The following is a 25,972-nucleotide window of genomic DNA, read 5'->3' as shown; positions in this document are numbered from 1 at the left end:
TGAATCTTGAACTCAACATTCATTTTATTTGTTAGAGATCTGCTCTTTAGTAAGGCAAAAAATATCGAGCACTCATTTTTTTATCTATCCAATCTAAAACCTTCTGAAAGTAATCGTTATGCCCGACAGGCTTTTCATTTATGACATTTGCTAAATTGTGATCAAAACCTACATATACATCATAAGTTAAATTTTTCTTGCCCAGGCGAATAAACTCTAATTGTATGTAGTCCAGACCAAAAAGTTGGAGAACTATTGTCACGGGTTGCAGCGATAATATGTATTGGAATATTGAGTTTTCTTAATAATTCGTAAGAAACAGCGTTTTCAAAACTTGCCCATCGCTTATAAGTACGCCCTTCAAACATTCGCTCTGTGTCATTTGGGTTTTCATATCCGCACTCCTTATTTGGGCTTATTTCTTACCTGACAAAACTATATACATCAATAAACAGTTGTATTGGAAACATATAATATGGAACCTATTAAAAACGTTAAACCTTTAAGCGCAGAACAACTTTTCGACATTTTGAAAAAAGAGTTCGCAGAATTTATCAATACCAAGCTGGATTCCAACCTAACTATTGAATATGCCCACGTTGCCGATATCATTAATATTTCATTCCCTGAGGTAATTGATAACGCTGCATTTACCATAACTGTTACGGAAGATGACTTGATGGTATCAAACAATGCCGTAGATGTGGAGTACAATACCGAATTGCTGGAAGAAAACCTGATTGAATTTCTTACCGTTCAAGCCGGTTAACCCAGCCAAGGGCGCTATAAAAAAAACGGGGCTAGTCCTACTGACCAGTCCCGTTTATCTAAATTAACGCTCTCATATACATAAGCGCATATTAAGCGGAAATATTGTGTGGTGTTAAAATAATTTTATTTTTTGAAACCCTGCTCAGGCTTTACTTTCCTATCAGGATGGATATTTAGGAGCAACTGCCATATTGTTCCGTAGCGGATTGAACAGTCAAACTAATTAAATTTATTTTTGTAATGGCTTTATTATTAATGTTTTGAGGTGGTCAATTTCGAACGGAATGGATTGTGCATATTTCTGAAATAAACTGATCTGACGCTCCGAAATCTCTACCATCATACCACGCGAAAAAAATTTAGTGCAAATGGGATTAAGACTTAGTTTTTGTTCAACCAATAGCGCTTAACAAATGATAAAAATTATTTCTTAAAAAAATATTTCTTTTTTTTAAATGCTATTGAAAACTAACTTAGATAACTCGTGTTCATTAAAGATACATTAAAACTTACAGCTAACTAATTAAGGTGATTTACAAGAAATCATTTTAATTTTCCGCAGAAAATTAGTCAACAGCAATGCTAGGAACCCCTAAAATACGAGTAGACGGACCAGAAAAAGTGACCGGTGCCGCAAAGTATGCCTTAGAATATAAGGTTGATAAACCTCTATATGCCGTGCCTGTAAAAAGCAGTATAAATAAAGGTAGGATAAGCGCCATGAATGTTGAGGAGGTTGAAGCGCTTTCAGGCGTGGTCAAAGTAATACATTCAGGAAATGCATTAAAACTAAAGTCTTTTGAAAATGCGCCTGCCGGGATTAATGCCCCGTATAAAAATGCCCCTTTTCAAGATGCCAATGTAAATTTTATAGGGCAAGACGTTGCGTTGGTACTTGCTGAAACTTTAGAAGATGCGGTTTGGGCAGCTAGACAACTAAAAGTAACTTATATAAAGGAAGTTGGTGATGGAGATCTGTATAAGCTTGATGGGGATACGGTAAAGCCAAAGCAGGGGATGTTGCAGTTTGATATGGGAGATTTTCACCAAGCGATGGGCAGTGCGGCAAACTCGATACAAGCAACTTATACCACACCCCCAGAGCACCATAATCCGTTAGAAATTAGTAGTTGTATTTCTTTATGGGATGGAGATAAGCTTACCATTTATGACACCACCCAAGGGGTAAATAATTATCAAAATGCGACTGCATGGTGTTTTGGTATGGACCCAAAAAACGTTAGGGTTATCGCTAAATATATAGGTGGTGGATTTGGTTGTAAAGGAGGATATTGGTCTCACACCATATTGGCGACTATGGCTGCAAAAATATTGAATAGACCTGTTAAAATTAATTTGACGCGTGAAGATATGTTCACTTCCTGCGGCAATAGGCCTAGAACAATACAAGATATTACTGTTGTTGGCGGGAACGATGGGAAAATATCAGGGATTGAGCATAAAACCCATTCCTATAAAAGCTTTGACTCAGAATATACAGAGTCTTGCGGCAACCTAACAAGGATACTATACGATATACCCAATATGAGTGTTTCGCATGAATTTAAACCGCTAAATTTGCCTTCACCGACTTTCATGCGTGCTCCGGGCGAAGCGCCTGGTTCATTTGCGCTAGAATCCGCCCTAGATGAATTTGCAGCAAAAATTGGCATAGACCCTATTGAATTACGGCTTAAGAATTATGCTGAAGTTAGCCCTTTCGATAAAAAACCATTTTCATTAAAAAAACTTAGAGAATGTTATCGCAAAGGCGCCGAAAGTTTTGGCTGGGATAAGCGTAAAATGACGCCAAAAAGCATTATGCGTGACGGAAAATTAGTGGGATACGGTATGGCAACAAGCACCTATCCGGCGCAAAAAGCAGGTGGCGCTGTTCGCCTAATTATGCACGCCGATGGTAATTTAACCGTGCAGACTGCTATACAAGATATTGGAACCGGCACTTGGACGGTTATGGGGCAAATTGCTGCAGATACACTTGGAATTCCATCAAAAAATGTGAAGATGGAGATTGGTGATTCAGATTTGCCACAAGGATTTTTATCGGGCGGTTCTAATCTAACTGCAACAGCAGGAGATTATATTATTATTGCGGTAGAGAAACTAAAAAATCTGCTTTTTAGTATGAGTATTGCTCAGCCAAAAAGTCCACACTACAATGCAGCAATGAATGATCTTTCCATATCAAATGGATTTGTTCAGGACAAAAATGGAAGACAGGAAAGTATTGATAATATCATTAAGCGTAGCGGCAAAAGCACGTGCGAATTTACAGACACCTCTCAGGTTGGAAAAGGAGGTTTCGGCTCGAAGGCAGATGCACCATTTGCCACACATTCTTTTGGGGTAATTTTTGCTGAAGTGGAAATAGATCCAGATTTAGGAGTAATAACTGTACCTCGACTATCAGGGGTTTTTGATGTAGGTAAGATCATTAATGAAAAAACTGGCAAAAGTCAGCTATATGGTGGTATGGTTTGGGGTTATGGAATGGCGCTTCTGGAGAAAACAGATTACAATGAAGAAGGACGTGTTGTAAATGCAGACCTAGCCGAATATCACGTAGCTGTAAATGCAGATATTAATGAGCTGACCGTGGACTATATAGACGAGCCAGATTATAATTTTAGTAAGCACGGCGGAAGGGGAATAGGCGAAATTGGCATTGTAGGAACCGCTGCTGCAATTGCAAATGCAGTTTATAATGCAACAGGAAAAAGAGTTAGAGATTTGCCAATAACTATGGATAAGCTTATTTGATTGCTAACCACCTAAGAAAAACACATGAAAAATAGTGAAGAAAATAAGGAGCTTTGGCCTGAGGAAAAATCGCTTATTAAAGTAGAAATCAGTCGGAGAAATTTTATTGCAACTGCAACATTAGCCGCCGTGGGGTTGGCAGTTGCACCATATGCAACAGTTTTTGCTGAGCCAACTGAGACGCCGTTGAATTTTGCCTCATTCGTTGAGATAAATACAACCATCAACGGGCAAAAAATGCGAATGAAAGTTGACCCTCGGACAACCTTACTTGACCTTTTACGGGAACAATTGGGACTGACGGGTTCCAAAAAAGGTTGTAATCAAGGTGCTTGCGGCGCATGTACCGTTCATCTTGGCAAAGATCGCATAAACAGTTGTTTAACTTTGGCAGTGCAAACCGACGGTAAGTCTGTAGTAACAATTGAAGGTATTGGGTCTGATACGGAATACCATCCCCTCCAAGTTGCATTTATGGAGAATGATGCTTTTCAGTGCGGGTACTGTACCTCTGGACAAATAATGTCTGCAATTAAGACGATAGAAGAGGGACATGCAGGAACAGATGCAGAGATTAGAGAATGGATGAGTGGAAACATTTGTCGTTGTGGCGCTTACAAAGGAATTGTAGAGGCTGTTAAAGCAGTTCGAGACAATACATATGATAAAAAACTAATTCCGAAAACTCCTATAACCGCATAATTATGAATCCTTTCCAATACTCAAAGGCTAAAACAGCCAATGCCGCCGTAAAGGCACATTTGGAGCATGAGAAAACAGCTTACCTAGCTGGAGGAACAAATCTGATAGATCAAATGCGTAGAGATGTTATCCGGCCAGATTATCTTATTGATGTAACAGAATTGCCATTTTCCAAGATAGAGCGCGTCGGCAATGTTCTTCGATTGGGTGCATTGGCAAGCAATAGCGATACTGCAGACAATGCTTTGGTTTTAAAAGATTATCCGATGGTTAGCGAGGCTATTCTACTTGGAGCAACGGATCAATTGAGAAATAAGGCTACAAACGGAGGCAACTTAATGCAAAATACCCGTTGTTCTTACTACATGTCCCCACATTTTGCTTGTAATAAGCGCAACCCTGGCAGCGGTTGTGATGCTATAAAAGGGCATAATCGTATTTTATCTGTACTCGGTACTTCAAATGATTGTATTGCGTCTTACCCGTCTGATATGTGCACTGCACTTGCAGCGTTAGATGCTGTAGTACAGATTCAAACGGCAGATGGAGGAAAAAGAGCGCTTCCTTTGATTGATTTTAGAAGGTTGCCAGGCAATAGTCCGGAGATTGATACCAATCTGAAGCCCGGTGAACTGATTACTTCAATTGATCTCCCCGAAACCTCTAGAGCTTTCGCAAAATCTTCCTATTATTTAAAAGTAAGAGATAGACATTCTTACGCATTTGCATTGGTTTCTGTTGCTGCAGCTGTAGTAGTAGAAAACGGCATAATTAAAGATGCTCGAATGGCTTTGGGTAGCGTTGCGGCCAAACCTTGGCGAGACTTAGAGGCGGAAGCAATGTTTAGAGGTAAAAAACCAAGCAGAGCACTTTTTCAACAAATTGCCGATAAAGTAATGAAAGATGCCAAAGGTTACGGTGACAATGACTACAAAATAGAACTTGGAAAGCGCGCAATTGTAAAAGCATTTATGAAGGTAACCGGTCTTTCCTAGTAATTTTTTCTTAAATTAATAGGCTATTCTATCTGTTTATATCGCTTGATTAAAGTAGCGTTCTAAAATTGCCACAACAATCTTCCTTAAATATTAATCTTAAATCCATGAAGGAGCACTAATTTTGCACCTACATAAAAAACCAAAATAGCCGTTAACACCCCTAAGTACTTTAAATTTATTTTTTTGCTTGATAGATAAGAGCCCAACAACCCGCCAAGTACTACGGCAATTCCCAATTTTATAATTCGCTCGGAGTTGAAAGTGAACGTACCTGCCATTTTTAAGCCAATAAGCCCCGAAATGGAATTAACCAAAATAAAAACAGAGGCTAGTGCGGCAATAATTCTTGGGTTTGCCCACTTCAAAAGGTTTAAAACCGGCGATAGAAAAATCCCCCCGCCTATCCCAGAAATACCTGAGAGCAACCCAATAGCGCCTCCTAACATTATTTTTTTCGCAATGGAGAATTCGGTGGTCTCGATGTTTTGCTTGACAAACCTCAGCACCATAAACAAAGCTGCCAGGACTAATCCACCTCCTAATATTAAGAAAAAGACATGTTGGGTTACTTTTACCTGTGCACCAAAGTAGGCCATGGGAATGCTCAAAATAAAAAATGGATAAATTTGCTTTGGTTTTAATACGCCGTCTTTTACGTAGATAAATGTGCCTATGGTTACCACTAAAATGTTTAGTAAGAGTGCGGTAGATCTAATTTCATAAAAGTTGGGCAATACCAAACTTAAAATGGCCAAATAACTAGATCCTCCACCAAAACCTACAGAACTGTAAAGCAGCGCAATAAAAAAGAAGAGGATGGGTAAATATTCTGCTAGCATTTTACGGAATTAGCATACAAGATATTTTATCCCCTTTTTTAAGCAATTTTTCAATATCTATAAATGCCAAAGCATTTCCGAAAGCCATAGACGAGATCATCGAAGAACCCTGCCCATCCAAAATTTCAATTTCCCCATCTATAATTTTTGCCTTCAAAAATGATGGTCTATCACTGTTGTGTTCAAAATTATGAGCGATTGGCAACGAAAAGCAAGGTAGCCCAGTTTTTTCAGAGCCGCTTAGCTGATAGAGAAAGGGTAGCACGTAAACATAAAAACAAGTTAGTGTAGAGGCAGGATTTCCAGGTAAGGCAAAAACGAATTTATCTCCCTTTTTGCCAAAATAAATTGGCTTACCGGGTTTCTGGAATACTTGATAGAACTGCTGCTCTACTTCATTTTCTTCTAACGCTTTTTTTACGAAATCATAATCTCCCACAGAAATTCCACCAGAGAGAATTAAAAGATCTGAAACTTGAAAAGCGGTTTCAATTCCCTTTTTAATTTCTTGAAAATTATCTTCAATGCGTTTTTTTTCAACACAATAAAAGCCAAACTGATTGCAAGCGGCTTCAAGCGCATAACTGTTAGACTCATAAATTTGGGCTTTGGCTTTTAAGTCGCCAGGTTCAACAAGTTCATTTCCGGTGGTGATTATACTGATCATCGGTTTTTTAAAGACTTCTATCTTTTTAAGTCCGAAACTTCCCAATAAACCTATTCCGGCAGGCGTAATGCCATATCCCTTTTTAAAAACTAATTTTCCTTTAGGCAGTTCTGCACCTTGTTTTCTAATAAATTGATTTCTTTTTGGAAATTCTTCCAAGCAGAGTTTATTTTCTGCTAAAGTTACTTTTTCCTGCATTGCAATTGCAAAAGTATTTAATGGAAGTTTAGCTCCGGTAAAAATCCGAACGGCTTCGCCTTCTGATAAATTTAACTCAAGTTCGTCGCCAGCTGCAACCTCTCCTACAATTTTATATTCCAAAAAACTTCCGCATAAAGCGTAGCCATCCATTGCAGAATTATCAAACGATGGCAGATCAAATGGTGCGTTAATGTCTTCAGCAAGGGCATAATTAACACTTTCGTTAAGGTTTTTAATCTCTTCTTTTAGCAGCACCTTTTGGCTCTTTATAATTTTAAGCGCTTCTTCTATCTTAACCATCATCCTCCAATTGAAATCATAGATCTATTTTGCTCGTAATGTTCAGCATCCATTTTTAAATCCATTCCATCGCGGGCGTATTTCTTGCTTTTAATAGCGTTTACAATAATACCTTCCATTTCATCTCCATTTCGAAAAGGTGTTAACAAATCTGTTTCGGAATTTGCAAAAAGACAATTTTTCATCTTCCCATCGGCGGTAAGCCTAATTCGGTTACAATCACCGCAAAATGGATTGGTAATGGTGCTTACAATTGCAAAAGTTCCGACATGATTTTCTACCCTAAAATTGGAAGATGTACTATGTGTTGGATTATTAAGTTCTTCTACACTCCCGAAATTTGCAGCAATGGTGGTTAAAATTTCCTCTTTACCCACGCCCTTACTCCAATCCCACTTATTGCCTTTAAAAGGCATAAATTCTATAAATTTAATAGTAAGGTTTTTATGTCTGGTCAACTCAATAAAGTTAATTATCTCGTTATCGTTAACGCCCTTAATCAACACAATATTTAGTTTTACTTCCATGTCCATCTCTAAAGCCGTTTCTAGATTTTTTAAGATCCGCTGGAAATAGTCCCTTTTTGTTATAAAAACAGACTTTGCTTTATCTAAGGTATCCAGACTTAAATTTATTTTTTTGAGACCAATCTTTTGGAAAGTATCTAAATATTTATCGAGTAGAATGCCATTCGTGGTGATTTTTAAAACAACTTTTAGCTTAGCTAGTTCTTCAATCAAAAATCCAAAATCCTTTCGTACCAAAGGTTCTCCGCCGGTTAAACGTATGGTATGGACACCTAAATCTCGAAAAACTTTTGCAAGTGCTATAATTTCCTCTATGCTCATGATGTTTGATTTTTCCATGAGTTCGATGCCATCTTCTGGCATACAATAGAAGCAACGGAGATTACACCGGTCGGTTAAAGAAATGCGGAGGTAGGTATGCGGCCTGCCAAAGTTGTCAATTATCTTTGGGTATCTTTCAGTCATGTCTATTTCCTTCAATTACCTTAAAAATGTGCAATAGATGTGGAAAAACGGCGTCAATACATTCTGCCGCTCCTTTAGTAGAACCTGGCAGCGCTAAAACTATTTTTCCGTCTTTTATTCCCGCAATAGATCTAGAAAGCATTGCAAAGGGCATTCGTGCTTGTCCGTAACTTCTCATCTGCTCTTCTACACCATTTAACCTCAAATCTAACAAGGGAACGATGCTTTTTGGTGTAACATCTCGAGGCCCAACGCCCGTTCCACCCGTAAAAATTATTAAATCGGCATTTGCTGAATTTAATACCGATACTATCTTTTCTACCTCATCTGGGATAATAATTTTGCTCGTGCTTATTCCGAATTTTTCTACTTTCGATAGGATAATTTCTCCTGAAGCATCCGTACCGATGCCACTAGAAATTCGATCAGAACACACTACAACGAGTGCTGTTAAGCCTGTAGCATCCACTTCAAAGGATGATTTTCCACCTTTTTTATGATCGAGTCTGATCGTCCCAATTTCTACATGCTTATCTATCGGTTTCAGCATATCATACATTGTTAATGCAACTATACTTGCACCATGCATGGCTTCAACTTCAACTCCCGTTTTATAAATGGTCTTAACCGTTAGGAAGATTTTAATTTCTAATCCTTCGATTTTATAATTTATACCGGTAAACTCTATAGGTATTGGATGGCAATCCGGCAATAAATCTGGTGTCTTCTTAACTCCGAGTAAGCCTGCTGCTTTAGCCATTTCGAACACATTTCCTTTTGGAACTTTATTGTCTTCGATTGCTTTTATAGTCTCCAAGCTAGAAACTCTAACAATTGCAATGGCTGTAGCTTCTCTTAACGTATTAATTTTATGGGTTATATCTACCATTTATTTACTTTCCATGTGTGGGATGAATCCTCAAAAATCTCTTTGCCAAAAACGGGCACTTTGGCTTTTATTTCTTCAACAAAATAGTTACAAGCTTCTATCGCAATTTTTCTATGCGCAGAGGAGGTAAAAACGAAAAGACATATTTCTCCTGCCTTAACTTCGCCCAAACTATGATAAATGTGTGCGCAGGTCATATCAAATTTTAAAAAAGCGGCTTCTCTAATTTCGTGAAAAATATTTTCGGCCATTTCTTCATAGGCTGAGTATTCTATCGCACTTACTATTTTGCCATCAATTTCATCTGCTCTCACTTGGCCCAAAAAGATGCTATGCGCACCAATATTGGTTTTGGAGCTATGGTTGGCAATTGATTTTGAAATTTGGTCTGGCGAAATAGCTCCATGCGCAAATACTTTCTTTGGCGTTTTCCTATCCATTTATAATTGATTTTATCCCACCAGTTACATTTTTTAAATTATTAAAATTGAATTCCTGCTGCAAAATCTCAATTGCTTTAAGGCTTCTCGATCCCGATTGACAAAACACCAATACTTCTTCTTTATTCGGGATTTCGCGGTAGCGATGCCTTAACTCTGCAATCGGAATTTGAACTACATTTACACCATTTATTTTTGGCTGTTCAGATGCTTCACGAACATCTAAATATTTCAGATTCTGGTTATTCAATTCACAACTTAGTTGCATTGGTATAATTCCTTGTTGCCTTATTTTTTCAATTTCTTCTGGCTTCCGCCGAAGGCTTAAAGTTTCCTGCTCGCCACTTAGAAGGTTGTAAATTAGGATTTTTCCAGAAAATACGTTTCCAATACCAAGCATAATTTTTAGCGCTTCCAGCCCCAGCAGCAGTCCAAAAACGCCAGGCACAAATCCCAAAACTCCAGTTTCTTCGCAACTTATATGTTGCTTCGTAGTTTTTGGGAACAAACATCTATAAGATGGTCCATTTTGATAATTGAAAACCGAAAGCTGTCCTTCTTGCTTATAAATAGATGCGTAAATCCATGGCTTTCCAGTTAATATACACGCATCGTTAATTAAATATTTGGTTTCAAAATTGTCCGTTCCATCTAATATTAGATCATATTGACTAAATAATTCTTCGGCATTTTCTTTGGTCAGCGCTTGATTAATTGAAACCAACTTTACTTCGCTATTTAATGCTGATAATTTTTCTTTAGCTACAGTAGCTTTTGGTTTTCCAACATCAAATTCACCATACAACACTTGGCGATGTAAATTCGTGATAGAAACCTTATCAAAATCCATGAGGCCGATTTTACCTACACCTGCACCTACAAGATATTGCGCCGCAGGACAACCGAGGCCACCGATACCAATAATTAGTATGCGCGCCATTGCCAGTTTTTCCTGTCCAGAAACACCAACTTCGTCTAACTTTATCTGTCTATCGTACCGCATCATCCTCCGGCAAATGGTGGTAAAAGGGCAAGCTCATCACCATCTTCTATGGCTAGCAAGTAGTCTAAAGTTTTGTTAACGGCCAATTGAACAGAAGCAGAATCAGGAATGTTATATTTCTCTACAAGTTTAAGTTTGACAGCTTCAGCGAAACAGCTGTCCTGTATTTCTAGAACCTCTTCATTCTTGCCTGCTAATTCTGCCATCAGGCCAAAATATTTTACACTAACTTTCATTTTTTATCTCAAATTGTTTAAGTGTGGCTACATCTTTTTCGGTATCAACATCAAACTTTCCTCCATCAAATTTTACAGTCCCAAAATTAAGCATTTCCTGTTCTATCAATTTTTTTGCTCCATGGTCACCTTTGAGCTTTTTTAAATATGGGAAAACGATTGACGAAAAAATTGCCGGAACACCAATATCTCCAGCATATTCTGAAAAAGTTGCCTGATTATCATGGGCTAGATGAGTTGAAATCAAATTTTCCAAATTTATTTTACTCACAAGCGGTTGATCTGACAGCAATATAAGCAAATGTGCTAGATTGGTTTGCATTTTTTGAGCGCTCTCCAACCCGAGTTTGATGCTGCTAGACATCCCTTCTTCCCAATTTCGATTTATTAAAACCTCAAAATTTCTAAAATTAATGTTACCTGCTATTTCATTTGCCCTCGCCCCTAAAACCAACACTCGTGGTTCAACATTTAACTCCTCTGCTACATCAATAACATTTTGTAATAAAAACTTTCCATTAAGTTCAACTAATTGTTTTGCATATCCTAGTCTACTAGACGAACCAGCAGCAAGAATGACAACACCAATTTTAGCGGAGGAGATCAAATTTTTACGTGTTTTAATTGATTGTCTTCTACTTTGTGCACAGGGGTTGTTTTTTCTCTCAAAGAACTGCCACTACTCTTGGTTAAGCTTTTCTGTATTTCTGCCAAAATTGAAAGTCCTATTTCTGCAGGAGTTTCAGCACCGATATCTAAGCCAATAGGCGCGTAAATCTTCTTATTTATCGCGTTAGTTAATTCAAATCCTTTATTTTTCAAATCGCTTCGCATACGCTGATATTTTTTTAACGGACCAAGAATTCCTATATATTGTACTTCATCTTCAGCAATCAAAACACTCAGTACTTCCAGATCGTAATTGTAATTATGACTCATTAGCACGAAATAACTTCTGCAGTCTACATCGATGGAAGAAAGTATTTGTTGGGGTTTAGTTACAATTACTTGGCAGCTACTTACAAAACGTTGCTTGCTGGCATGGGAAGGTCTGCCATCTGCAACAATAACTTCCCAACCCAACAATTCTGCTAGGTTTGCCAAAATTTGCGCATCATTGCCTGCGCCAACTATAATTAACTTAATCGGCGGTTGATAATTTTGTATAAAAATCTGTTGCGTTTCTCCTTCGATAATCAATTGAATAGCGCTAGATTTTTGGTTTTTTAGCACTAGATTTGCTTCCTTACTCACCATCTCTAAAAACTCAATTTCAGGTTGCATTCCAAAACGCTTCTGATCTTCATCAAAAACTAAGGTAGTCCCCAATTGTTGTTTTGCTTTGTCGAAATTAAAACCGATAACAATTGCTGATGCAACTTGTTGCAAAACTAAAACCTTTAGTAATTCACAAGGGTTGGTACTGTCATGGTAGTATATGGGTTCAAACAACACCTGGATAACGCCATTGCAGCCTAATTGTGCGCCAATTGTTGCGTCAGCATCCTCATTTGTATCGTAGGTGATCAATTTATTCTGCTGTTGGTGCAATGCAAGTAGCGCTTTTCGAAGTGCATCACCTTCTAAACATCCGCCGCTAATGGCGCCTGTAATATTTCCAAATTCATCAACAATCATTCTTGCGCCAGCGCGCCTATATGCAGAGCCTTCTACATGCACAACGGTTGCAAGAACGGAATTTGTTCCTTGAGCTTTTAAATTTTCGTATTTTTTTATGATAGAATCTAACTCTCTCATGAATTTATTAGCTCGAAGCCCGCAAAATAATCTTGTGCCAAATCTTTTACTATCATTGAAAAAACGCTATATTTTTGAAAACATAACGCTTAACAAATTTAGCAATTTCTATGAAATACCTGCACACGAAAGTTTATTTCAAAAATGCGAGAAGCACTTTCTCTTTATTTATGAGTGTTTTGATCTTTTTTTGAAAAATGGAGTAGGCATTCATAATTGCAAGTCCGCATGGTGTAATTTCTGCTCCGCCGCCTGTTGCCCCGCCTTTTTTCATGATCACCAGTGGGTCATCGGCATATTTATTTAGCCGCTGCACCATTTCCCATGCTTTTTTATAAGACATTTGCATCTCTTTGGCAGCTTTGGAAAGCGAACCTAAAGTTTGGATTTTTTCCAGCAGTTCATGCGGGCCTGGCCCATAAAACTTTTTGCCATCTGCTTCTATCCAATATTTAAATTTTATTTGATTCATTGAGTTTTTAGGAATTGTGAAGCAAAGTTTTCTTACGAATCGATGCCGGAAAACGCTGTAGTAATGTAGGATGTTTTCAGCTAAATTACAACATGAATTCTATTTCGAAAAAATTAGCCTCCGTGCAAGCAGCGCTTACACGTTGATCAAATTTTTGATTTATTATTGCCGGAACCTATTGAAATTTGGCAGCTATAAAAATGAGATTGAAGGCCGCAGAAAGAAAGCATATTGCCGAAAATGCTGGACGCCAAGATTATCGCGTCCGGCATAGGAAGTTGTGAGAACCTAAAACATCGAACTATGCTAAGTCTTATTTATGGCTGTGGATTTCGGGTGGGAGAATTTATCAACCTGAAAATCGAGGATATAGAAAGTTAATTTAGCCGCTTTTAACAGTAGATAAGGAATTTTAATGACGTTGGAATTTGGTTTTAGGCCCTTTACGGTGTCTGCTACGCTTATGGTGTTAGTGGTGGTCATCTGTTGTTGATTGAGGTGCTCAAACTGTAGTAAATAATTAAAGACTGCTTCCATAAGTTATAAAATTATTGAATGTCATTTAAAAGGGATTTGTTATTTGACAAACTGTTCGATGATTTTCTTACGTTTGCTAGAACCAACGTAAAAGAGCCACGAGCGAATAAGTATTGCCGATGGTATGGAGTTAATAGCAGCAGAATAGAGAGCAGATGGTCATTGGAACAAAAATTCTGAACAGCCAAATCACTATTCATAAAATGTTTATATTTGAATCACCGAGAGGGAGTTAGTTTCTTCAACAATTCTAGTGAGCATCAAAATATTATCCATATTATTTTTTTTGCTGATTTGGCTAAAGGGATTTGGTCAGTACGACTTTAGGCTTACCGAGGCGCCGGGAACGTTTCCTACGGAGGCGATGGCCAAGGTGTTTGTTTGTACCGAAGACAGATCGGTTTGGGCCGTATCTGCGACCGGCGTGGTTTATTATAAGCTGATCACTCAGAATGAATTCTCGGTATTTACACCAACTGCAGGTCAAAAAATTACAGACATAACAGGTTACAACGAAAACGAGCTGTATTTTCTGATGCAGCCGGCGCTTCCGGGACCGCAAGTAATCAGTTATTCAGATCATCACGGGATTTTACAGCCCATCTCCAGTCCGGCAGGGGTGAACAGCATCAACGATATCGCAGTTGTAAATGCGCGCATCAACCCGGATTTTAGCAGTTATTACGGAACAAGAGATTGGCTCGCCATGGCAACAGATAACAATCTCTATCCGGTTTTCAGAGACGCCCCGCTTATCGTGGGCACACCAATGGTTGCTTCGGCTCCTAATAAAACAGACTGGCGAATAACCAACTCGGGACTGAAATCAATTGAATTTAAGTATAAAGGATTTGGCTTAACCTGCTCGGGCGCTCCGGCAAATGAGGGAGTGTTAAATCGGTTGGCGGGAGAGCCCGTATCAACATTTTTGGCCGAACCTTCGGTGCCAAATCCTTCAAACATCAACTGTACTTTGTTTGAATCCCCTTTTAATGCGATCCCGGGGCGTTCCGGCACGCTCTATGACTTTTGGGGCACAAACAACGGTCTATACTTTAAACAGGAAGATCAATGCGGCACCGGAACCATACTCAGCGATACAAAAGTGAGCGATCTGGCGGAGATCAACTTGTTGAGGTCTTCCGCCAATACCAGATTTCTGTTGGCCGGAACAAATAAAGGGCTTTATTACATCCGAAGTTTCAGTTTTCAGCCGGATTTAACCTTGCCGGCTGCAGAAGGGGTGATGATGGCATTGGGAAAAGTAAACGGCATCGCAACGGAAATCTCAAATGGCTCAAACCGTGCCCCAGAAAGTCTCATTGATTTTTGCGAGCAGGTGATCTGGGTGGCAACGGATGCTGGTATTAAAAAACTGACCATAAACCCCATAAACGTTCGGGGTGATATTTGTTCGAGCTTTCTGCTAAGTTCTGATAACCCACAGGCTGAGGGCACAATTTGTGCAAATCCCTTTTTCAACCTGTGTGGTGGTGGGGTTGATCTGCACCTTAACTTACCTGCCGACTATGCACAAAGATACGACGTAAAATGGATGCGGTCTGAAGACAACTATGGTGACCGGGTAGAGATGATCGACCTTCATGGCCGAAAATCAATACTGGTGACCAGACGGGGCACTTATGGTGTGATAGTGACCTCGCTTTGCGAAAATATAGTGACGGAAATTGGTAACATCACCATTAGGAATACACCCGATCCCATGATCACTTTCCAACCGCCTGACGAGATCAACATTTGCCAAGGCGGGTCAAAATTGTTAACGACTGCAGCCAACAATACCTACCGTTACCAGTGGATGAAGGATGGGAACCCAATAAATGGCGGAACTTCCAACACCTACAGGGTCACGTCCCCCGGGGTTTACCTTGTAGAAGTCAATAATTGTGATGAGTATTACACTCCCTCAAAATCCGTGAAAGTCAATTTCCTGCAGTTGCCTGAACCGATCATTACCCGCAGTACGGATAAATCGCTGTGTTATGGCGAAACAGTAAAGCTAACTGCTCCCTTACTTTTGGGCGCTACTTACCGGTGGAGTAGCGGGGAAACGACCCGTGAAATTGAAGTTAACAAATCTGGAGACTATTTTTTTTCGATGACCCTCGACTCCTATTGCCAAAAGGTGAGCGCGCCCACAGCAGTAATTGTGCAAAGTGAGATCAAGTTAGACCACTTACCGGAAATACAGATCTGTACCATTCGGAAGCCAAGTTTAAGGCCTACCGCAGCAGAAGGATTTGAAACCTATACTTGGCAAGGGCAGGCCGGAACAGCCAATTATCTGGAAGTTACTGAGCCGGGAACCTATACGCTGGAAGTGGCGGATGCAGGTGGCTGTAAGGCGTATACCGCCTATATTGTAGTAGCCTATTGCCCGCCATTAAGCCCGGCCAATGCTTTCAGTCCCAACGGTGACGGACTAAACGACGTATGGAAGGTGGAGCGCTTAGAAGATCATCCAGAAGCAGTAGTGCGCGTATACAACCGGTATGGGGTCATCGTATTTGAAGGCAAGGGAATTAAGCCAGTTTGGGATGGTAGGATACATGGTGAGGATATACCTGAAGGGGTTTATTATTACGTAATCACCACAAAATCAGCCAAGCCAATTACAGGCTCCGTCACATTGATCAGATAATTTATGAGTCTATTTATTTCAAAGGCATTTGGGGCGGCTGACCTTAAACGAGAGACTTAAATCCCAATATTTTGGGATGCAATTATATATTACTTTTTTTAAAACCTGTCGAAGATCGATTAGTTGGAAATAGTCGAATGACCGCCACCTGAATACGTCTTTCTAGTATAGTGTAGAGCTTTTATTGAAGCCATTTTGGTGCAGACATTGGTGCAAAAAATATTGATTGCTAACTTAAATATCCTGAGAAAAGGGCTTTAAATGCAAAAAGGAAACGGTTTCTAGACGTTTCCTTTCAGTTGTTATTAATAATGTGGGAAATGAGGGGTTCGAATTTTATTTGTCAAATACTTAATAGTGAATTGTTTACAAATTTAAAAAATTATTGGTGCAAACATAGTGCAAACAAAATTGACTTTTTTTTATTTTGATAAAACCGCTTTCCTATCTGTTCCTTTCGCTACTTCTAATTTCTCTTAAGCTTAAAAACCTGTGCCTTCGCGAGTTTATCCTTTTGTATTTTTACCTTTTAACTACATGCGCATCAGAAAAAAACCACGTGTTCCTAATCGGTTTAAATTTAGAAAAGAGCATAGAAATAATTGGGATTTGTACTTACGTAACTACAAAGAAGGTCGGAAACTATAGGATCTCCAAACTCCTTGATTATCAACAAATTTTTTAAATGGGAGAAAAATAGACTTTCTGGAAAACGACTTTGGAATTGGGCGGAATTGGCCGCATTAGTTCGAAAAGATTTGGGAAACAGTTTTACTAAAATAAAGGCAGACGACATCTTTAAATCATTATTAGATCCAAGCGAAAATTATGTAGATTTTAAAAGGGAAATATTTAATCTATAAATTTTCGTAAAGCTCAATACCATTATTGCATGGTACAAAAAAATCTTTAGTAGGGAGCAAAGAATGTCCTCTTTTCAATTATAATTCCCCTATATTCCCTATCTTAACAACCTCTCAAAAGCGATAGATGATTTTAAAAGAATTCAAACCGAGAAAGGCATTAAACAAGGCTTTTCTAAAAGTTAAACCTAGCAGGGCGGAAATCGAAAAATTTAAAACTAATCTTATTCAATTGTTGGACCGAACCAATGACCATGAATCTGAAGAGTTTCATAAAAATTTGGTGAGCGATTTCTTAAAGAGAACGTATTACGAGCCTAATCATTTCATAAATACGAAAGGGAGAAATGATTTAGTCATTCATAACGGAAATAAAGCGGAGACTACGGTAGGAGTTATTATTGAAGCAAAAAAACCGACAAACAAAAGCGAAATGATCAGCGCCTCAAAGCTGAACGTTAAAGCTTTTCAAGAGTTGGTGCTCTATTATTTACGGGAGCGTATTACCCATAAAAATTTAGAGGTTAGACACCTCGTTGTTACCAATATTAACGAATGGTTTATTTTTGATGCCGTAACCTTCGACAGGTTGTTTGCACAGAACAAAAGTTTGGAGCAAAAATTTTTAGATTTTGAAGGCGGTCGATTGGCAGAAGTAAAAACAGAATTTTTTTATAGTCAAATTGCGCAGCCGTTTATAGATAGTATCCAATCGGAAATTGAATTTACTCATTTCAATTTGCAAGATTATCAGAAGCCACTAAGAAACGAAGATAAAAAAGATGATCATATTTTAATCGCACTTTACAAAATACTCTCTCCGGAGCATTTATTAAAACTTCCTTTTACCAATGATAGCAATAGCTTAGATAAGCGCTTTTATAGCGAACTGCTTCATATAATTGGTTTAGCAGAAACTAAAGAAGGAGGAAAAAAATTAATTGGCCGGAACAAAGAGGCCAATAGAAATACTGGGAGTATTTTAGAAGATGCCATTATCCAGTTAGACACGATGGATAAAATTGGCAGGCTGGAAAAACCCAGCCAATTTGGTGCTACCCACCAAGAACGGCTATTTAATTTAGCGCTAGAACTTTCTATTACTTGGATAAATAGGATCCTGTTTTTAAAATTATTAGAAGCTCAACTTATTACCTACCATAAAGGAGATACTTCTTTTGCATTTTTAAATAGTGATAAAATTAAAAACTACGATGATTTAAACAGTCTGTTCTTTCAAGTATTAGCGAGGAAATTCGAAGATCGAAATAAAGATGTAAAGCAGCTGTTTGACAAAGTACCTTATCTAAATTCTTCGTTATTTGAACCGACAGAGATCGAGCATCTTGGGTTGTACATTAGTAATTTAAAAGACGATAAAAAAATACCGATAATATCTTCTACGGTTTTAAAAAATGAGCATGGTAATAAGCTCACTGGCAATCTGACCACGCTCCAATACCTATTTGAGTTTTTAAATGCATACGACTTTACTAGCGAAGGTTCTGAGGAAATACAAGAAGAAAACAAAACCTTAATTAATGCTTCTGTTCTTGGCTTAATCTTCGAGAAAATAAACGGTTATAAAGATGGCTCTTTCTTTACACCTGGATTTATTACCATGTACATGTGCCGCGAGACCATTAGAAAAGCAATTGTACAAAAATTTAACGAGCGTAAAAATTGGCACTGTATCAACTTGGAAGATTTGTATGATAAAATTGAGAATAGAAAAGAAGCAAATGAAATTGTTAACAGTATAAAAATATGTGATCCGGCCGTTGGTTCTGGGCATTTCTTAGTCTCGGCACTAAACGAAATAATTTCGGTAAAGAACGACCTCAAAATATTACAAGATAGAGGTGGGAAACGTTTAAAAGAATATCACATAGAAGTGGTAAATGATGAACTTATTCTTACTGATGAAGATGGCGAATTATTCGACTATAATCCGAACAATAAAGAGAGCCAAAGGATACAAGAAACGCTGTTTCATGAAAAGCAGACCATTATAGAAAACTGTTTATTTGGCGTTGATATAAACCCTAATTCTGTTAAAATTTGCAGGTTAAGGTTATGGATAGAACTTTTAAAAAATGCCTATTACAAGAATGCCACGGAATTAGAAACGCTTCCGAACATTGATATCAATATAAAGTGCGGCAATTCTTTGATAAGTAGGTTTGCCATAGATGCCGACTTAAAACAGGCACTGAAAAAAAGCAAATGGAGTATAGATAGCTATCGGGTAGCGGTAGATACCTATCGGAATGCAAAAAATAAAGACGAGAAGCGAGAGATGGAACGGCTTATCGCAGCAATTAAATCTGACTTTAGAAGTGAGATTTCTTTGAATGATAAAAAAGCGGTTAAGCTAAGAAAACTTTCGGGAGAGTTATTTCAATTAACTAACCAAGTGCAACTTTTTGAAAAAGGTAAGAAGGAGAAAGCGAATTGGACTAAAGATGTAGAAAATCTCAGCAAAGAAATTAAACTGCTCGAGAATGAAATTGAAGAGATAAAATCGAATAAGGTTTTCGAAAATGCCTTTGAATGGCGTTTTGAATTTCCTGAAGTACTGAACAATGAGGGAGGCTTTGTTGGGTTTGATGTGGTGATTGGCAACCCGCCTTACATACCTTCAAATAAAATTGAGAAAATAGAAAAGAAATTTCTCGAGGAAAATTTTGAAACCTCAGAATACCAAATTAATACTTTCGGTCTGTTTGCTGAAAAAGGGTTAAAAATTCTAAAATTAGAAGGGCTTCAGTGCTATATTGTTCCTAATTATTGGTTGTCTACGAAGTATGATGACCTGTTAAGAAGATACTTGTTCAAAACTTATCACTCGTATTTGCTGGTAAATACATATTCTATTTTTGAATTAGCAACAGTAGATACCTTAATTATCTTCACGTTAAAAAGTGAAATAGATACTAAATTAATGCAAGTTGTGTCCATCGATCGAGAATTTAAAACAATTAACGAACGTTTAGACGCAATTCATGCTAAGTCTTGGATTTATGACGAGACGTTCAAATCAAAAATTAGCGATAAAATCCCACAAATTTCATTTGAGAAAAAAATTGTTTCGAAAGGTACTATGACTATAGGCGAAGTTTTTGATTTGAGGTTTGGAGCAAAGCTTTATGAAGTTGGTAAAGGCCTACCAGTTCAGACGAAAGATTTTTCTAAAGAAAAAATTTATGAATCAAATACTAAAATAGATGATAGTTATGTAGAGTTATTGAGAGCAAGGGACATTAAACGATTTAAAACCACCAATTCAAATTATTTTGTAAAGTATGGCGAAAATTTAGCGGCATCGCGCCAACGCCATATCTTTAACGATAAAAGAATATTGGTGGGACGAATAGTGTCTAAACGTTATATTGATGCTACTATAGAATCTACTTTTAAAATTAGCAATACAGACGTAATTACCCTTAAACCAAAAAATAGAGATATCGATTTAGATTTTTATTTGGGATTAATTTGTTCGAGATTCCTTTCCTACGTCGTAAAGTCATCTAATGTAAATCTTGATCGAGCTGCTTTTCCGAAAATTAATACGGATACCTTGTCATCTTTTAATATTCCTGAAAACTCTGAATACCAAAATCGTATTTCAATATTAGTTAAAAACATTAGAAACGAAATTGCTCCCGTCAATTCCCTAGACCTTGTAAATAAATTAGACCAACTAGTTTATCAACTTTACAACCTCACTGAAGAAGAGATAGCTATCGTGGAAGCGTAACTGTTAACCGTTTGTTTTACGATTTTGAAAGTGATATTTAATCAATAATAAAGGGATACAATAGAATTTATAACTTGAAGAAAATAGTCAAAAAATCTAAAGAGCGGGTTTACAAAATATCAATTTCAGACGTTTTAAGTATTTCAGCATTATTAGTTTCATTAATTGCTGTATACTTTCAGTTCTTTTATAAAAATCATGAAGTGCAGTATACTTTTTTCTCCCCGAACTATAACAATGATAAATTTACTATCGAGGTACCGTTTTTATTTAAAAATACTGGGAATCAGATTGAAATGATCCTTGGAAGTACACTTTTATTAGAAGTTAAAGGGAATAATGGGAGGCATTACTATAAGGATATGGGTGGATCAGTTTTGAATGATTTTCCTATGCTCTTAAATTCTACAGAAAGTAAGATTATAAAATTAACATCAGACTATCGAAAATATCTATTTGGCAGCTTAATTCTAGACTCCACTGGATTCCCAATAGATTTCCAAAAAATTGAAATTTTAGATAGTCTAAAACTTAGAGTAAAAACTCAATTTTTGACTAAATATGGATAACTTTCTGAAGACACCGTAGATGTGGGGTACGTTAGCTTCGATAATGAGGAAAAAATAAAAGCTTTAGACTATTTTCAAACTAATTTAGTAGCGCTAAATTTATCAAACGATTTAGAAATTGGCGAAGGAAGAACAATCAGTATTATAAAGAGTAGTTTTTTAAGTGAAAGAAACCCCGAAGATGTAAAATCTATCCTCGCAATTTTAGAATATGCGAACAGAAGCATGGAGGATTCAATTAGACGACTAAAAGATTCGATCCGAGTTGCAAAACCTTAGTTAACTCTCAATTTGTGCCATCACACTCTCATCATTTCCTGCCTTTTTCAAATCTTGCCTAACCCGATAAGCAGCTAGATAAGAATCGTCACAAGCAAATTGCATAATCTCATCAACCATTTTTTGAGGAGAACTTGGGTTAATCCAGTCATTAATTAGTTCATTTGACACCATTAGAGGCATTCGTTTAGCGCTATTGTGTATTCCTGCCATAAAAACATTAGCAGGCTCTGTGACGATAGAAAATGAAGTAATCCACTGGTCAGTCGCGGGATTTTTGTAATGGCTGTAAATGCCTGCTAAGTTGAAGAAGGGCTGCTCGACAGGATGAATTAGATAGGGTAGCTTTTGAACTTCTTTTTCTTCCTTTACATGCTTGTATTCAAAAAAATTATTCACCGGAATAATACATCTTTTAGAATCGATGGAATTTTTAAAAGATTTTAAATCCCTTATCGTTTCAGACTTCGCGTTTAATGTGCCCTTCGCAAGCTTTAACATTTTATCCATTGGCATATTCCAAGATGGCATCAATCCCCACTGCTGTAGTTCCAATTCACGCTTTCCTTCCTGATCTCGTAAAACCATTAATTTTGGATGAGCAAACCCGTCTGCTTTAAACCACGTTTTCATCTCCTCAATTTCTTCAGAGTTAGTTACGGGCGCATCGTAATAGGCACTTATCTCCGAAGCATTACTTTTTTGGGTTACTAGATAGCACATGGTAAAAGGATTAATTATTAATTTCTACGAGTGCCTGCTTGTAATTTGCATCTGATGCACTCTGATAATCAGAAGACTGTAACAGAAATAAGGTGTAAGGATGTTTAAATGTTACATGTCCCCTTACGGTATCTCTAACCGCGCTCAAGAATTCTTCAAAATCAACAGTTTGTTCTACAATGACAAGCATAAGGTTTTCTTCTACAAAACTACACCTCACAATATTTTTCCCGTATGCTGTTGTAATCCTAGTTTTGAATTGCTCCATATGTCATTTTTGAAAAGCAAGATGCTTGATTTACAATTATACTAGTCATTAGAAAACTTTTTATCTGAACGGAACAGGCACTTAAATTTAAATGCAAATTCTAGTTGAAAACATAAATATATAGAAATCAGTTTTAAAAAAAAAGACGAACTAGAGTTTTGTAATTTTAGTATGAAAAAATTTGAGATTACAGTTAGGTGGCGGATCTAGATTTTAAATTAAATTCAGCGTAAAACCTTTTTCAGAACTTTAATCCTTCTATCTCCAGAAGTTTAATAGCCATTCCAAACCCAATTCATATCAAACATCTTCCGATACGCACCGCATCGAAAAAACACTTTCGCTCGTAAGGCTCGCTTCAACTTTTTTTACTTGCGCTTCCCAAAACTGAAGATCCTGCCAACATAAGAATAAAAATCATCTTTAATTCCCCTAACTAGATAAGCATCAGCCATCAGCCAAATCTTTTAAAAATTAAAAAAAAATAGCGTTAGTTTAAATTTGGAATGCTAAAAATATTAGCATTATTTTGTATTATAATTCTATTAAGATGCTGCGAGAAATTGAAATTCCACGAAATGATGAACAAGAACCCTTGGAGAATGCAGGTTCTGTAAGTGGTTTTATCAGTCCTGCAGAAGATTACAAAGACAGAAAGCTTCATATCGCACAAAAAATAGTTGCCGATCCGACAAATACCTTTTATTTCGAAGCAATGAATGATGAAATGAAGGAGCACGGAATAACTGAAGGTACTATCATCATTGTAGATAGATCTCGCGAAATTTTTAATGGTTCCCTAATTATCTGCAATGTAGATGGAGAATGGTTGAACAGATTTATTGTTAAAAAAGACAATCAGATATTACTGTATGCTTCCAGACATAAACCGCCAATAAATATTACTGGAAAAGATATAGAAATATTCGGAGCCGTAACCTGGCATTGCGTTCCTCAAAAAAGTAAATATGTACGTCCTAGTAGATTGCAATAATTTTTATGCGAGCTGTCATAGGGTGTGGATGCCTCAATATAGAACTTCGCCAGTTGTGGTGTTAAGTAATAATGATGGATGCGTAATAGCCAGAAGCAACGAAGCAAAAGCATTAAATATTGAAATGGGGACACCCTTCTTTCAGATCAAAGATTTAATTAAGGAAAAAGGGGTAATCGTTTTTAGTAGCCATTACGCATTATACGGAAATATGAGCGAACGGGTGATGAATAACTTAGCTCGATTTAGTCCTGATATTGAAGTGTACAGCATAGATGAATGTTTCTTAAGACTTGAAGGATTCTCTGATATAGAGCCATACCTTTTCAAAATTCGCACAACTATCATTAAAAATACAGGAATACCTGTTAGTGTAGGCTATGGGCCGACTAAGACACTTGCTAAGCTTGCAAACAAATTAGCTAAAAAAGGTAGGGGGGTCGTAATGTTAGATACAGAATCTAAAATTAGCGAAGCTGTTAAAAATTATCCTGTCGGAGATGTTTGGGGAATCGGGAGACAATATGCTAAGAAGCTAATTTCGATAGATATCGATACCGCGGAGAAATTTAGGGTGTTGCCAATCGAATGGGTGAACAAAAACATGTCTATAGTTGGCGTTCGTTTGTGGAAGGAGCTGAGAGGCGAAAGCTGTTTACATCTTAAAAAGCATTTAAACCCTAGAAAGGCGATGTGTACAAGCAGATCTTTTGGAAAACTAGTAGATAGTTTTGCAGACATGGAGCAGGCAACCGCAAGTTATGCCTCCCGGCTAGCAAAAAAGTTAAGACGGGAACAGCTCTGTACCAACGTAATTTCGATAAGATTATTAACCAATCGATTTAGAGCAGACATGCCTCAAATTTATCCAAGTATAACGATCAAACTAGATCATCCTGCCAACAACACCCCAGAACTTGTTAAAGTAGCGCTTAATGGCCTTAAGAGAATTTTTGTAAAAGGATATAAATTTCAAAAAGTAGAAGTGTTGGCGACTAATCTTATACCAGAAGAAGAAGTGCAGCTAAATTTATTTAAGGAGTTTAAGTCAAAGAATAATGAAGTGAGTGCTGTGATTGATAGCCTAAATAAATATTATGGTAATGGAACAATTAGAGTGGCTAGTGAAGGTTTGAAGAAAAAATGGGATATGCGTCGAAGTTATCTGATGCCAGATTACACAAATTCTTGGGATGATATCATAAAGGTAAGATAGTGACGGTTTTTTTACTTCATTGCCTTGAAGCTTATTTATCGCTTAACAAGTTGGAAAAAAATATAGAACATTACATGGTAAAATAAGCGACAGTGTCCACGCGTTTTTATCATAATTTATTTTTAATTAAATTCATATTGAAATAATTGTTTTGTTAACCGATTAAAACCAAAAAATCGTTCTATAACCCTCCAATTGTCCTTCGGAAACTAAAAAAGGGAATCAACAGATTCCCTTTTTTTATTAAGGTCTTTCAAAAATAACTGATCAGTGTGTTGAATTTCTCCCAAAAGCTACCTTATCATCCTCTAAAAACATGATTTCTCCTAGAAAATAATAAATTGATACATGATGTGTTGAAGTAATTACATAATGTATCTAATAAAAGGTTTATTTAATTAAGAATATATCATAGTGTAGCTTTAAGTTCATTAGAACAGAATTGGCTAAAATTGAAAAAAACACGTTAACGGAATTTGGAATTTATCTGGCGAAAAAGTCTGTAAATAGATCTTTAGTAAGTCAGAAAACAGGAATTAGCATAACGCGGTTGGCTAGGTTATCAACTCAAGCAAATTCACATTTGAGGGTTGATGAATTGTATTTAGTCGCTTTGGCGATAGAGGTAAATCCAAACGATATTTTAGAATATCTTACCAAAGATCTAAAACTGTTAGATCAATAAGTGTTTAATAGCAGGATATTGCAATTACATTTTGTTTTAAATTCGACATCGCACTGCCGAAGATGGCGAATGGCAAGATTTTCCAACCTGAAAATTAATTTTGAACTTTGGTAGGTTTTAAGAGTATCATTGTAATAATCCATGTAACTATGAACGGAATTAGGATAAATATAAAAATGGATAAAACAAAAAATTGTAGAAATATAAAAATTAAAGGAATAATTACTAACAATTTATACGACCTATAAAAATAATATAATACGGGTAATAGATGGATATTCCGGACATGTTGACCCCGGTAATGCATGATACTGACCCCCCTAGGGATCTGGCTCATCAGTTTATGATGGCATGACAATTTTACCTT

27 protein-coding genes are annotated in these 25,972 nt (G+C 37.1%); 12 read left to right on the top strand and 15 right to left on the bottom strand.

Features of this window, described 5'->3' with window-relative positions:
- Nucleotides 1–46 precede the first annotated feature (46 nt).
- Entirely contained in the window at nt 47–262 is a 216-nt protein-coding gene (locus tag ACVWYG_RS17740) for a hypothetical protein (protein WP_457272148.1), read from the bottom strand.
- A gap of 213 nt (nt 263–475) precedes the next feature.
- Here ACVWYG_RS17740 and ACVWYG_RS17735 point away from each other — a divergent pair, with 213 nt between their 5' ends.
- The 4 genes from ACVWYG_RS17735 (at nt 476) to ACVWYG_RS17720 (ending at nt 5,249) form a co-directional block, all read left to right on the top strand.
- Nucleotides 476–769 (top strand): hypothetical protein, encoded by a 294-nt coding sequence (locus ACVWYG_RS17735; RefSeq protein ID WP_457272146.1) that lies wholly within the window; start codon nt 476–478, stop codon nt 767–769.
- Between the two features lie 581 nt (nt 770–1,350).
- On the top strand, nt 1,351–3,552 hold the full coding sequence (locus tag ACVWYG_RS17730; RefSeq protein WP_457272144.1) for a xanthine dehydrogenase family protein molybdopterin-binding subunit: 2,202 nt from the start codon (nt 1,351–1,353) through the stop codon (nt 3,550–3,552).
- 24 nt (nt 3,553–3,576) lie between these two features.
- On the top strand, nt 3,577–4,254 hold the full coding sequence (locus tag ACVWYG_RS17725; protein ID WP_457272142.1) for a (2Fe-2S)-binding protein: 678 nt from the start codon (nt 3,577–3,579) through the stop codon (nt 4,252–4,254).
- A gap of 2 nt (nt 4,255–4,256) precedes the next feature.
- A complete protein-coding gene (locus ACVWYG_RS17720) occupies nt 4,257–5,249 on the top strand; it encodes an FAD binding domain-containing protein (protein WP_457272140.1) in 993 nt (330 codons plus the stop codon).
- Nucleotides 5,250–5,335: 86 nt separating this feature from the next.
- Here ACVWYG_RS17720 and ACVWYG_RS17715 read toward each other — a convergent pair whose 3' ends face one another.
- The 12 genes from ACVWYG_RS17715 to ACVWYG_RS17660 form a co-directional block, all read right to left on the bottom strand.
- Nucleotides 5,336–6,091, bottom strand: coding sequence for a TSUP family transporter (locus tag ACVWYG_RS17715; protein ID WP_457272138.1), 756 nt, complete (start codon nt 6,089–6,091; stop codon nt 5,336–5,338).
- 1 nt (nt 6,092) lies between these two features.
- Entirely contained in the window at nt 6,093–7,262 is a 1,170-nt protein-coding gene (locus ACVWYG_RS17710) for a molybdopterin molybdotransferase MoeA (protein ID WP_457272137.1), read from the bottom strand.
- Nucleotides 7,259–8,251 carry a GTP 3',8-cyclase MoaA gene (gene moaA, locus ACVWYG_RS17705; protein WP_457272135.1) on the bottom strand — a complete coding sequence of 331 codons (993 nt, stop codon included), beginning with the start codon at nt 8,249–8,251 and terminating at the stop codon, nt 7,259–7,261. Before moaA ends, ACVWYG_RS17710 begins: the two co-directional genes overlap by 4 nt.
- Nucleotides 8,244–9,140: a bifunctional molybdenum cofactor biosynthesis protein MoaC/MoaB gene (gene moaCB / locus ACVWYG_RS17700; protein WP_457272133.1), complete on the bottom strand. Its 897-nt coding sequence runs from the start codon at nt 9,138–9,140 to the stop codon at nt 8,244–8,246. Before moaCB ends, moaA begins: the two co-directional genes overlap by 8 nt.
- Complete coding sequence (locus tag ACVWYG_RS17695) at nt 9,134–9,580, bottom strand: molybdenum cofactor biosynthesis protein MoaE (protein WP_457272131.1); 447 nt, start codon at nt 9,578–9,580, stop codon at nt 9,134–9,136. The genes moaCB and ACVWYG_RS17695 overlap by 7 nt, the downstream gene beginning before the upstream one ends.
- Nucleotides 9,573–10,586, bottom strand: coding sequence for a molybdopterin-synthase adenylyltransferase MoeB (gene moeB / locus ACVWYG_RS17690; RefSeq protein WP_457272129.1), 1,014 nt, complete (start codon nt 10,584–10,586; stop codon nt 9,573–9,575). The genes ACVWYG_RS17695 and moeB overlap by 8 nt, the downstream gene beginning before the upstream one ends.
- Nucleotides 10,583–10,819, bottom strand: coding sequence for a MoaD/ThiS family protein (locus tag ACVWYG_RS17685; RefSeq protein WP_457272127.1), 237 nt, complete (start codon nt 10,817–10,819; stop codon nt 10,583–10,585). Before ACVWYG_RS17685 ends, moeB begins: the two co-directional genes overlap by 4 nt.
- Nucleotides 10,809–11,426, bottom strand: coding sequence for a nucleotidyltransferase family protein (locus ACVWYG_RS17680; RefSeq protein ID WP_457272125.1), 618 nt, complete (start codon nt 11,424–11,426; stop codon nt 10,809–10,811). Before ACVWYG_RS17680 ends, ACVWYG_RS17685 begins: the two co-directional genes overlap by 11 nt.
- Nucleotides 11,423–12,577 carry an XdhC family protein gene (locus ACVWYG_RS17675; protein ID WP_457272123.1) on the bottom strand — a complete coding sequence of 385 codons (1,155 nt, stop codon included), beginning with the start codon at nt 12,575–12,577 and terminating at the stop codon, nt 11,423–11,425. The genes ACVWYG_RS17680 and ACVWYG_RS17675 overlap by 4 nt, the downstream gene beginning before the upstream one ends.
- 133 nt (nt 12,578–12,710) lie before the next feature.
- Complete coding sequence (locus ACVWYG_RS17670) at nt 12,711–13,049, bottom strand: winged helix-turn-helix domain-containing protein (protein WP_457272121.1); 339 nt, start codon at nt 13,047–13,049, stop codon at nt 12,711–12,713.
- 306 nt (nt 13,050–13,355) lie between these two features.
- Complete coding sequence (locus ACVWYG_RS17665; protein ID WP_457272119.1) at nt 13,356–13,586, bottom strand: hypothetical protein; 231 nt, start codon at nt 13,584–13,586, stop codon at nt 13,356–13,358.
- A 726-nt stretch (nt 13,587–14,312) separates the two neighbouring features.
- The gene (locus ACVWYG_RS17660; RefSeq protein ID WP_457272117.1) at nt 14,313–14,603 is read right to left on the bottom strand and encodes a hypothetical protein; all 291 of its coding nucleotides are present in this window, start codon (nt 14,601–14,603) and stop codon (nt 14,313–14,315) included.
- Nucleotides 14,604–14,718: 115 nt separating this feature from the next.
- Between ACVWYG_RS17660 and ACVWYG_RS17655 the strand changes: the two genes are divergently transcribed.
- From ACVWYG_RS17655 to ACVWYG_RS17635, 5 genes are all read left to right on the top strand, one after another.
- Nucleotides 14,719–16,248, top strand: a complete 1,530-nt coding sequence (locus ACVWYG_RS17655; protein ID WP_457272115.1) for a gliding motility-associated C-terminal domain-containing protein — start codon at nt 14,719–14,721, stop codon at nt 16,246–16,248.
- Nucleotides 16,249–16,910: 662 nt separating this feature from the next.
- Nucleotides 16,911–17,111 (top strand): hypothetical protein, encoded by a 201-nt coding sequence (locus tag ACVWYG_RS17650; protein WP_457272113.1) that lies wholly within the window; start codon nt 16,911–16,913, stop codon nt 17,109–17,111.
- Nucleotides 17,112–17,238: 127 nt separating this feature from the next.
- Nucleotides 17,239–20,871, top strand: a complete 3,633-nt coding sequence (locus ACVWYG_RS17645; protein ID WP_457272111.1) for a DUF7149 domain-containing protein — start codon at nt 17,239–17,241, stop codon at nt 20,869–20,871.
- Between the two features lie 74 nt (nt 20,872–20,945).
- Nucleotides 20,946–21,440 (top strand): hypothetical protein, encoded by a 495-nt coding sequence (locus ACVWYG_RS17640; protein WP_457272109.1) that lies wholly within the window; start codon nt 20,946–20,948, stop codon nt 21,438–21,440.
- Between the two features lie 21 nt (nt 21,441–21,461).
- Nucleotides 21,462–21,719 carry a hypothetical protein gene (locus ACVWYG_RS17635; protein WP_457272107.1) on the top strand — a complete coding sequence of 86 codons (258 nt, stop codon included), beginning with the start codon at nt 21,462–21,464 and terminating at the stop codon, nt 21,717–21,719.
- Here ACVWYG_RS17635 and ACVWYG_RS17630 read toward each other — a convergent pair whose 3' ends face one another.
- On the bottom strand, nt 21,720–22,442 hold the full coding sequence (locus ACVWYG_RS17630) for an SOS response-associated peptidase (RefSeq protein ID WP_457272105.1): 723 nt from the start codon (nt 22,440–22,442) through the stop codon (nt 21,720–21,722).
- A gap of 10 nt (nt 22,443–22,452) precedes the next feature.
- Nucleotides 22,453–22,710, bottom strand: a complete 258-nt coding sequence (locus ACVWYG_RS17625) for a hypothetical protein (RefSeq protein WP_457272103.1) — start codon at nt 22,708–22,710, stop codon at nt 22,453–22,455.
- 550 nt (nt 22,711–23,260) lie between these two features.
- On the opposite strand from ACVWYG_RS17625, the gene ACVWYG_RS17620 reads away from it, so the two are divergent.
- From ACVWYG_RS17620 to ACVWYG_RS17610, 3 genes are all read left to right on the top strand, one after another.
- Nucleotides 23,261–23,704 carry a LexA family protein gene (locus ACVWYG_RS17620; protein ID WP_457272101.1) on the top strand — a complete coding sequence of 148 codons (444 nt, stop codon included), beginning with the start codon at nt 23,261–23,263 and terminating at the stop codon, nt 23,702–23,704.
- Nucleotides 23,679–24,920 carry a Y-family DNA polymerase gene (locus ACVWYG_RS17615; RefSeq protein ID WP_457272100.1) on the top strand — a complete coding sequence of 414 codons (1,242 nt, stop codon included), beginning with the start codon at nt 23,679–23,681 and terminating at the stop codon, nt 24,918–24,920. The genes ACVWYG_RS17620 and ACVWYG_RS17615 overlap by 26 nt, the downstream gene beginning before the upstream one ends.
- Nucleotides 24,921–25,362: 442 nt before the next feature.
- Nucleotides 25,363–25,605 (top strand): helix-turn-helix domain-containing protein, encoded by a 243-nt coding sequence (locus tag ACVWYG_RS17610; RefSeq protein WP_457272098.1) that lies wholly within the window; start codon nt 25,363–25,365, stop codon nt 25,603–25,605.
- The last annotated feature ends 367 nt before the right edge of the window (nt 25,606–25,972 follow it).

It is taken from the genome of Pedobacter sp. UYEF25 (assembly GCF_054061655.1).
Note: the sequence above shows the minus strand (reverse complement) of the source record. Positions and strands in the feature narration are given on the sequence as shown.

Excerpts from the sequence above, each read along its gene's own strand:
- ACVWYG_RS17615 (WP_457272100.1), top strand. The coding sequence starts at position 23,679 with ATGTACGTCCTAGTAGATTGCAATAATTTTTATGCGAGCTGTCATAGG.
- ACVWYG_RS17625 (WP_457272103.1), bottom strand. The coding sequence starts at position 22,710 with ATGGAGCAATTCAAAACTAGGATTACAACAGCATACGGGAAAAATATT.
- ACVWYG_RS17735 (WP_457272146.1), top strand. The coding sequence starts at position 476 with ATGGAACCTATTAAAAACGTTAAACCTTTAAGCGCAGAACAACTTTTC.
- moaCB (WP_457272133.1), bottom strand. The coding sequence starts at position 9,140 with ATGGTAGATATAACCCATAAAATTAATACGTTAAGAGAAGCTACAGCC.
- ACVWYG_RS17710 (WP_457272137.1), bottom strand. The coding sequence starts at position 7,262 with ATGATGGTTAAGATAGAAGAAGCGCTTAAAATTATAAAGAGCCAAAAG.
- ACVWYG_RS17720 (WP_457272140.1), top strand. The coding sequence starts at position 4,257 with ATGAATCCTTTCCAATACTCAAAGGCTAAAACAGCCAATGCCGCCGTA.
- ACVWYG_RS17675 (WP_457272123.1), bottom strand. The coding sequence starts at position 12,577 with ATGAGAGAGTTAGATTCTATCATAAAAAAATACGAAAATTTAAAAGCT.
- ACVWYG_RS17725 (WP_457272142.1), top strand. The coding sequence starts at position 3,577 with ATGAAAAATAGTGAAGAAAATAAGGAGCTTTGGCCTGAGGAAAAATCG.
- ACVWYG_RS17665 (WP_457272119.1), bottom strand. The coding sequence starts at position 13,586 with ATGGAAGCAGTCTTTAATTATTTACTACAGTTTGAGCACCTCAATCAA.
- ACVWYG_RS17685 (WP_457272127.1), bottom strand. The coding sequence starts at position 10,819 with ATGAAAGTTAGTGTAAAATATTTTGGCCTGATGGCAGAATTAGCAGGC.
- ACVWYG_RS17620 (WP_457272101.1), top strand. The coding sequence starts at position 23,261 with ATGCTGCGAGAAATTGAAATTCCACGAAATGATGAACAAGAACCCTTG.
- moaA (WP_457272135.1), bottom strand. The coding sequence starts at position 8,251 with ATGACTGAAAGATACCCAAAGATAATTGACAACTTTGGCAGGCCGCAT.
- ACVWYG_RS17715 (WP_457272138.1), bottom strand. The coding sequence starts at position 6,091 with ATGCTAGCAGAATATTTACCCATCCTCTTCTTTTTTATTGCGCTGCTT.
- ACVWYG_RS17670 (WP_457272121.1), bottom strand. The coding sequence starts at position 13,049 with ATGAATCAAATAAAATTTAAATATTGGATAGAAGCAGATGGCAAAAAG.
- moeB (WP_457272129.1), bottom strand. The coding sequence starts at position 10,586 with ATGATGCGGTACGATAGACAGATAAAGTTAGACGAAGTTGGTGTTTCT.
- ACVWYG_RS17645 (WP_457272111.1), top strand. The coding sequence starts at position 17,239 with ATGATTTTAAAAGAATTCAAACCGAGAAAGGCATTAAACAAGGCTTTT.
- ACVWYG_RS17695 (WP_457272131.1), bottom strand. The coding sequence starts at position 9,580 with ATGGATAGGAAAACGCCAAAGAAAGTATTTGCGCATGGAGCTATTTCG.
- ACVWYG_RS17630 (WP_457272105.1), bottom strand. The coding sequence starts at position 22,442 with ATGTGCTATCTAGTAACCCAAAAAAGTAATGCTTCGGAGATAAGTGCC.
- ACVWYG_RS17730 (WP_457272144.1), top strand. The coding sequence starts at position 1,351 with ATGCTAGGAACCCCTAAAATACGAGTAGACGGACCAGAAAAAGTGACC.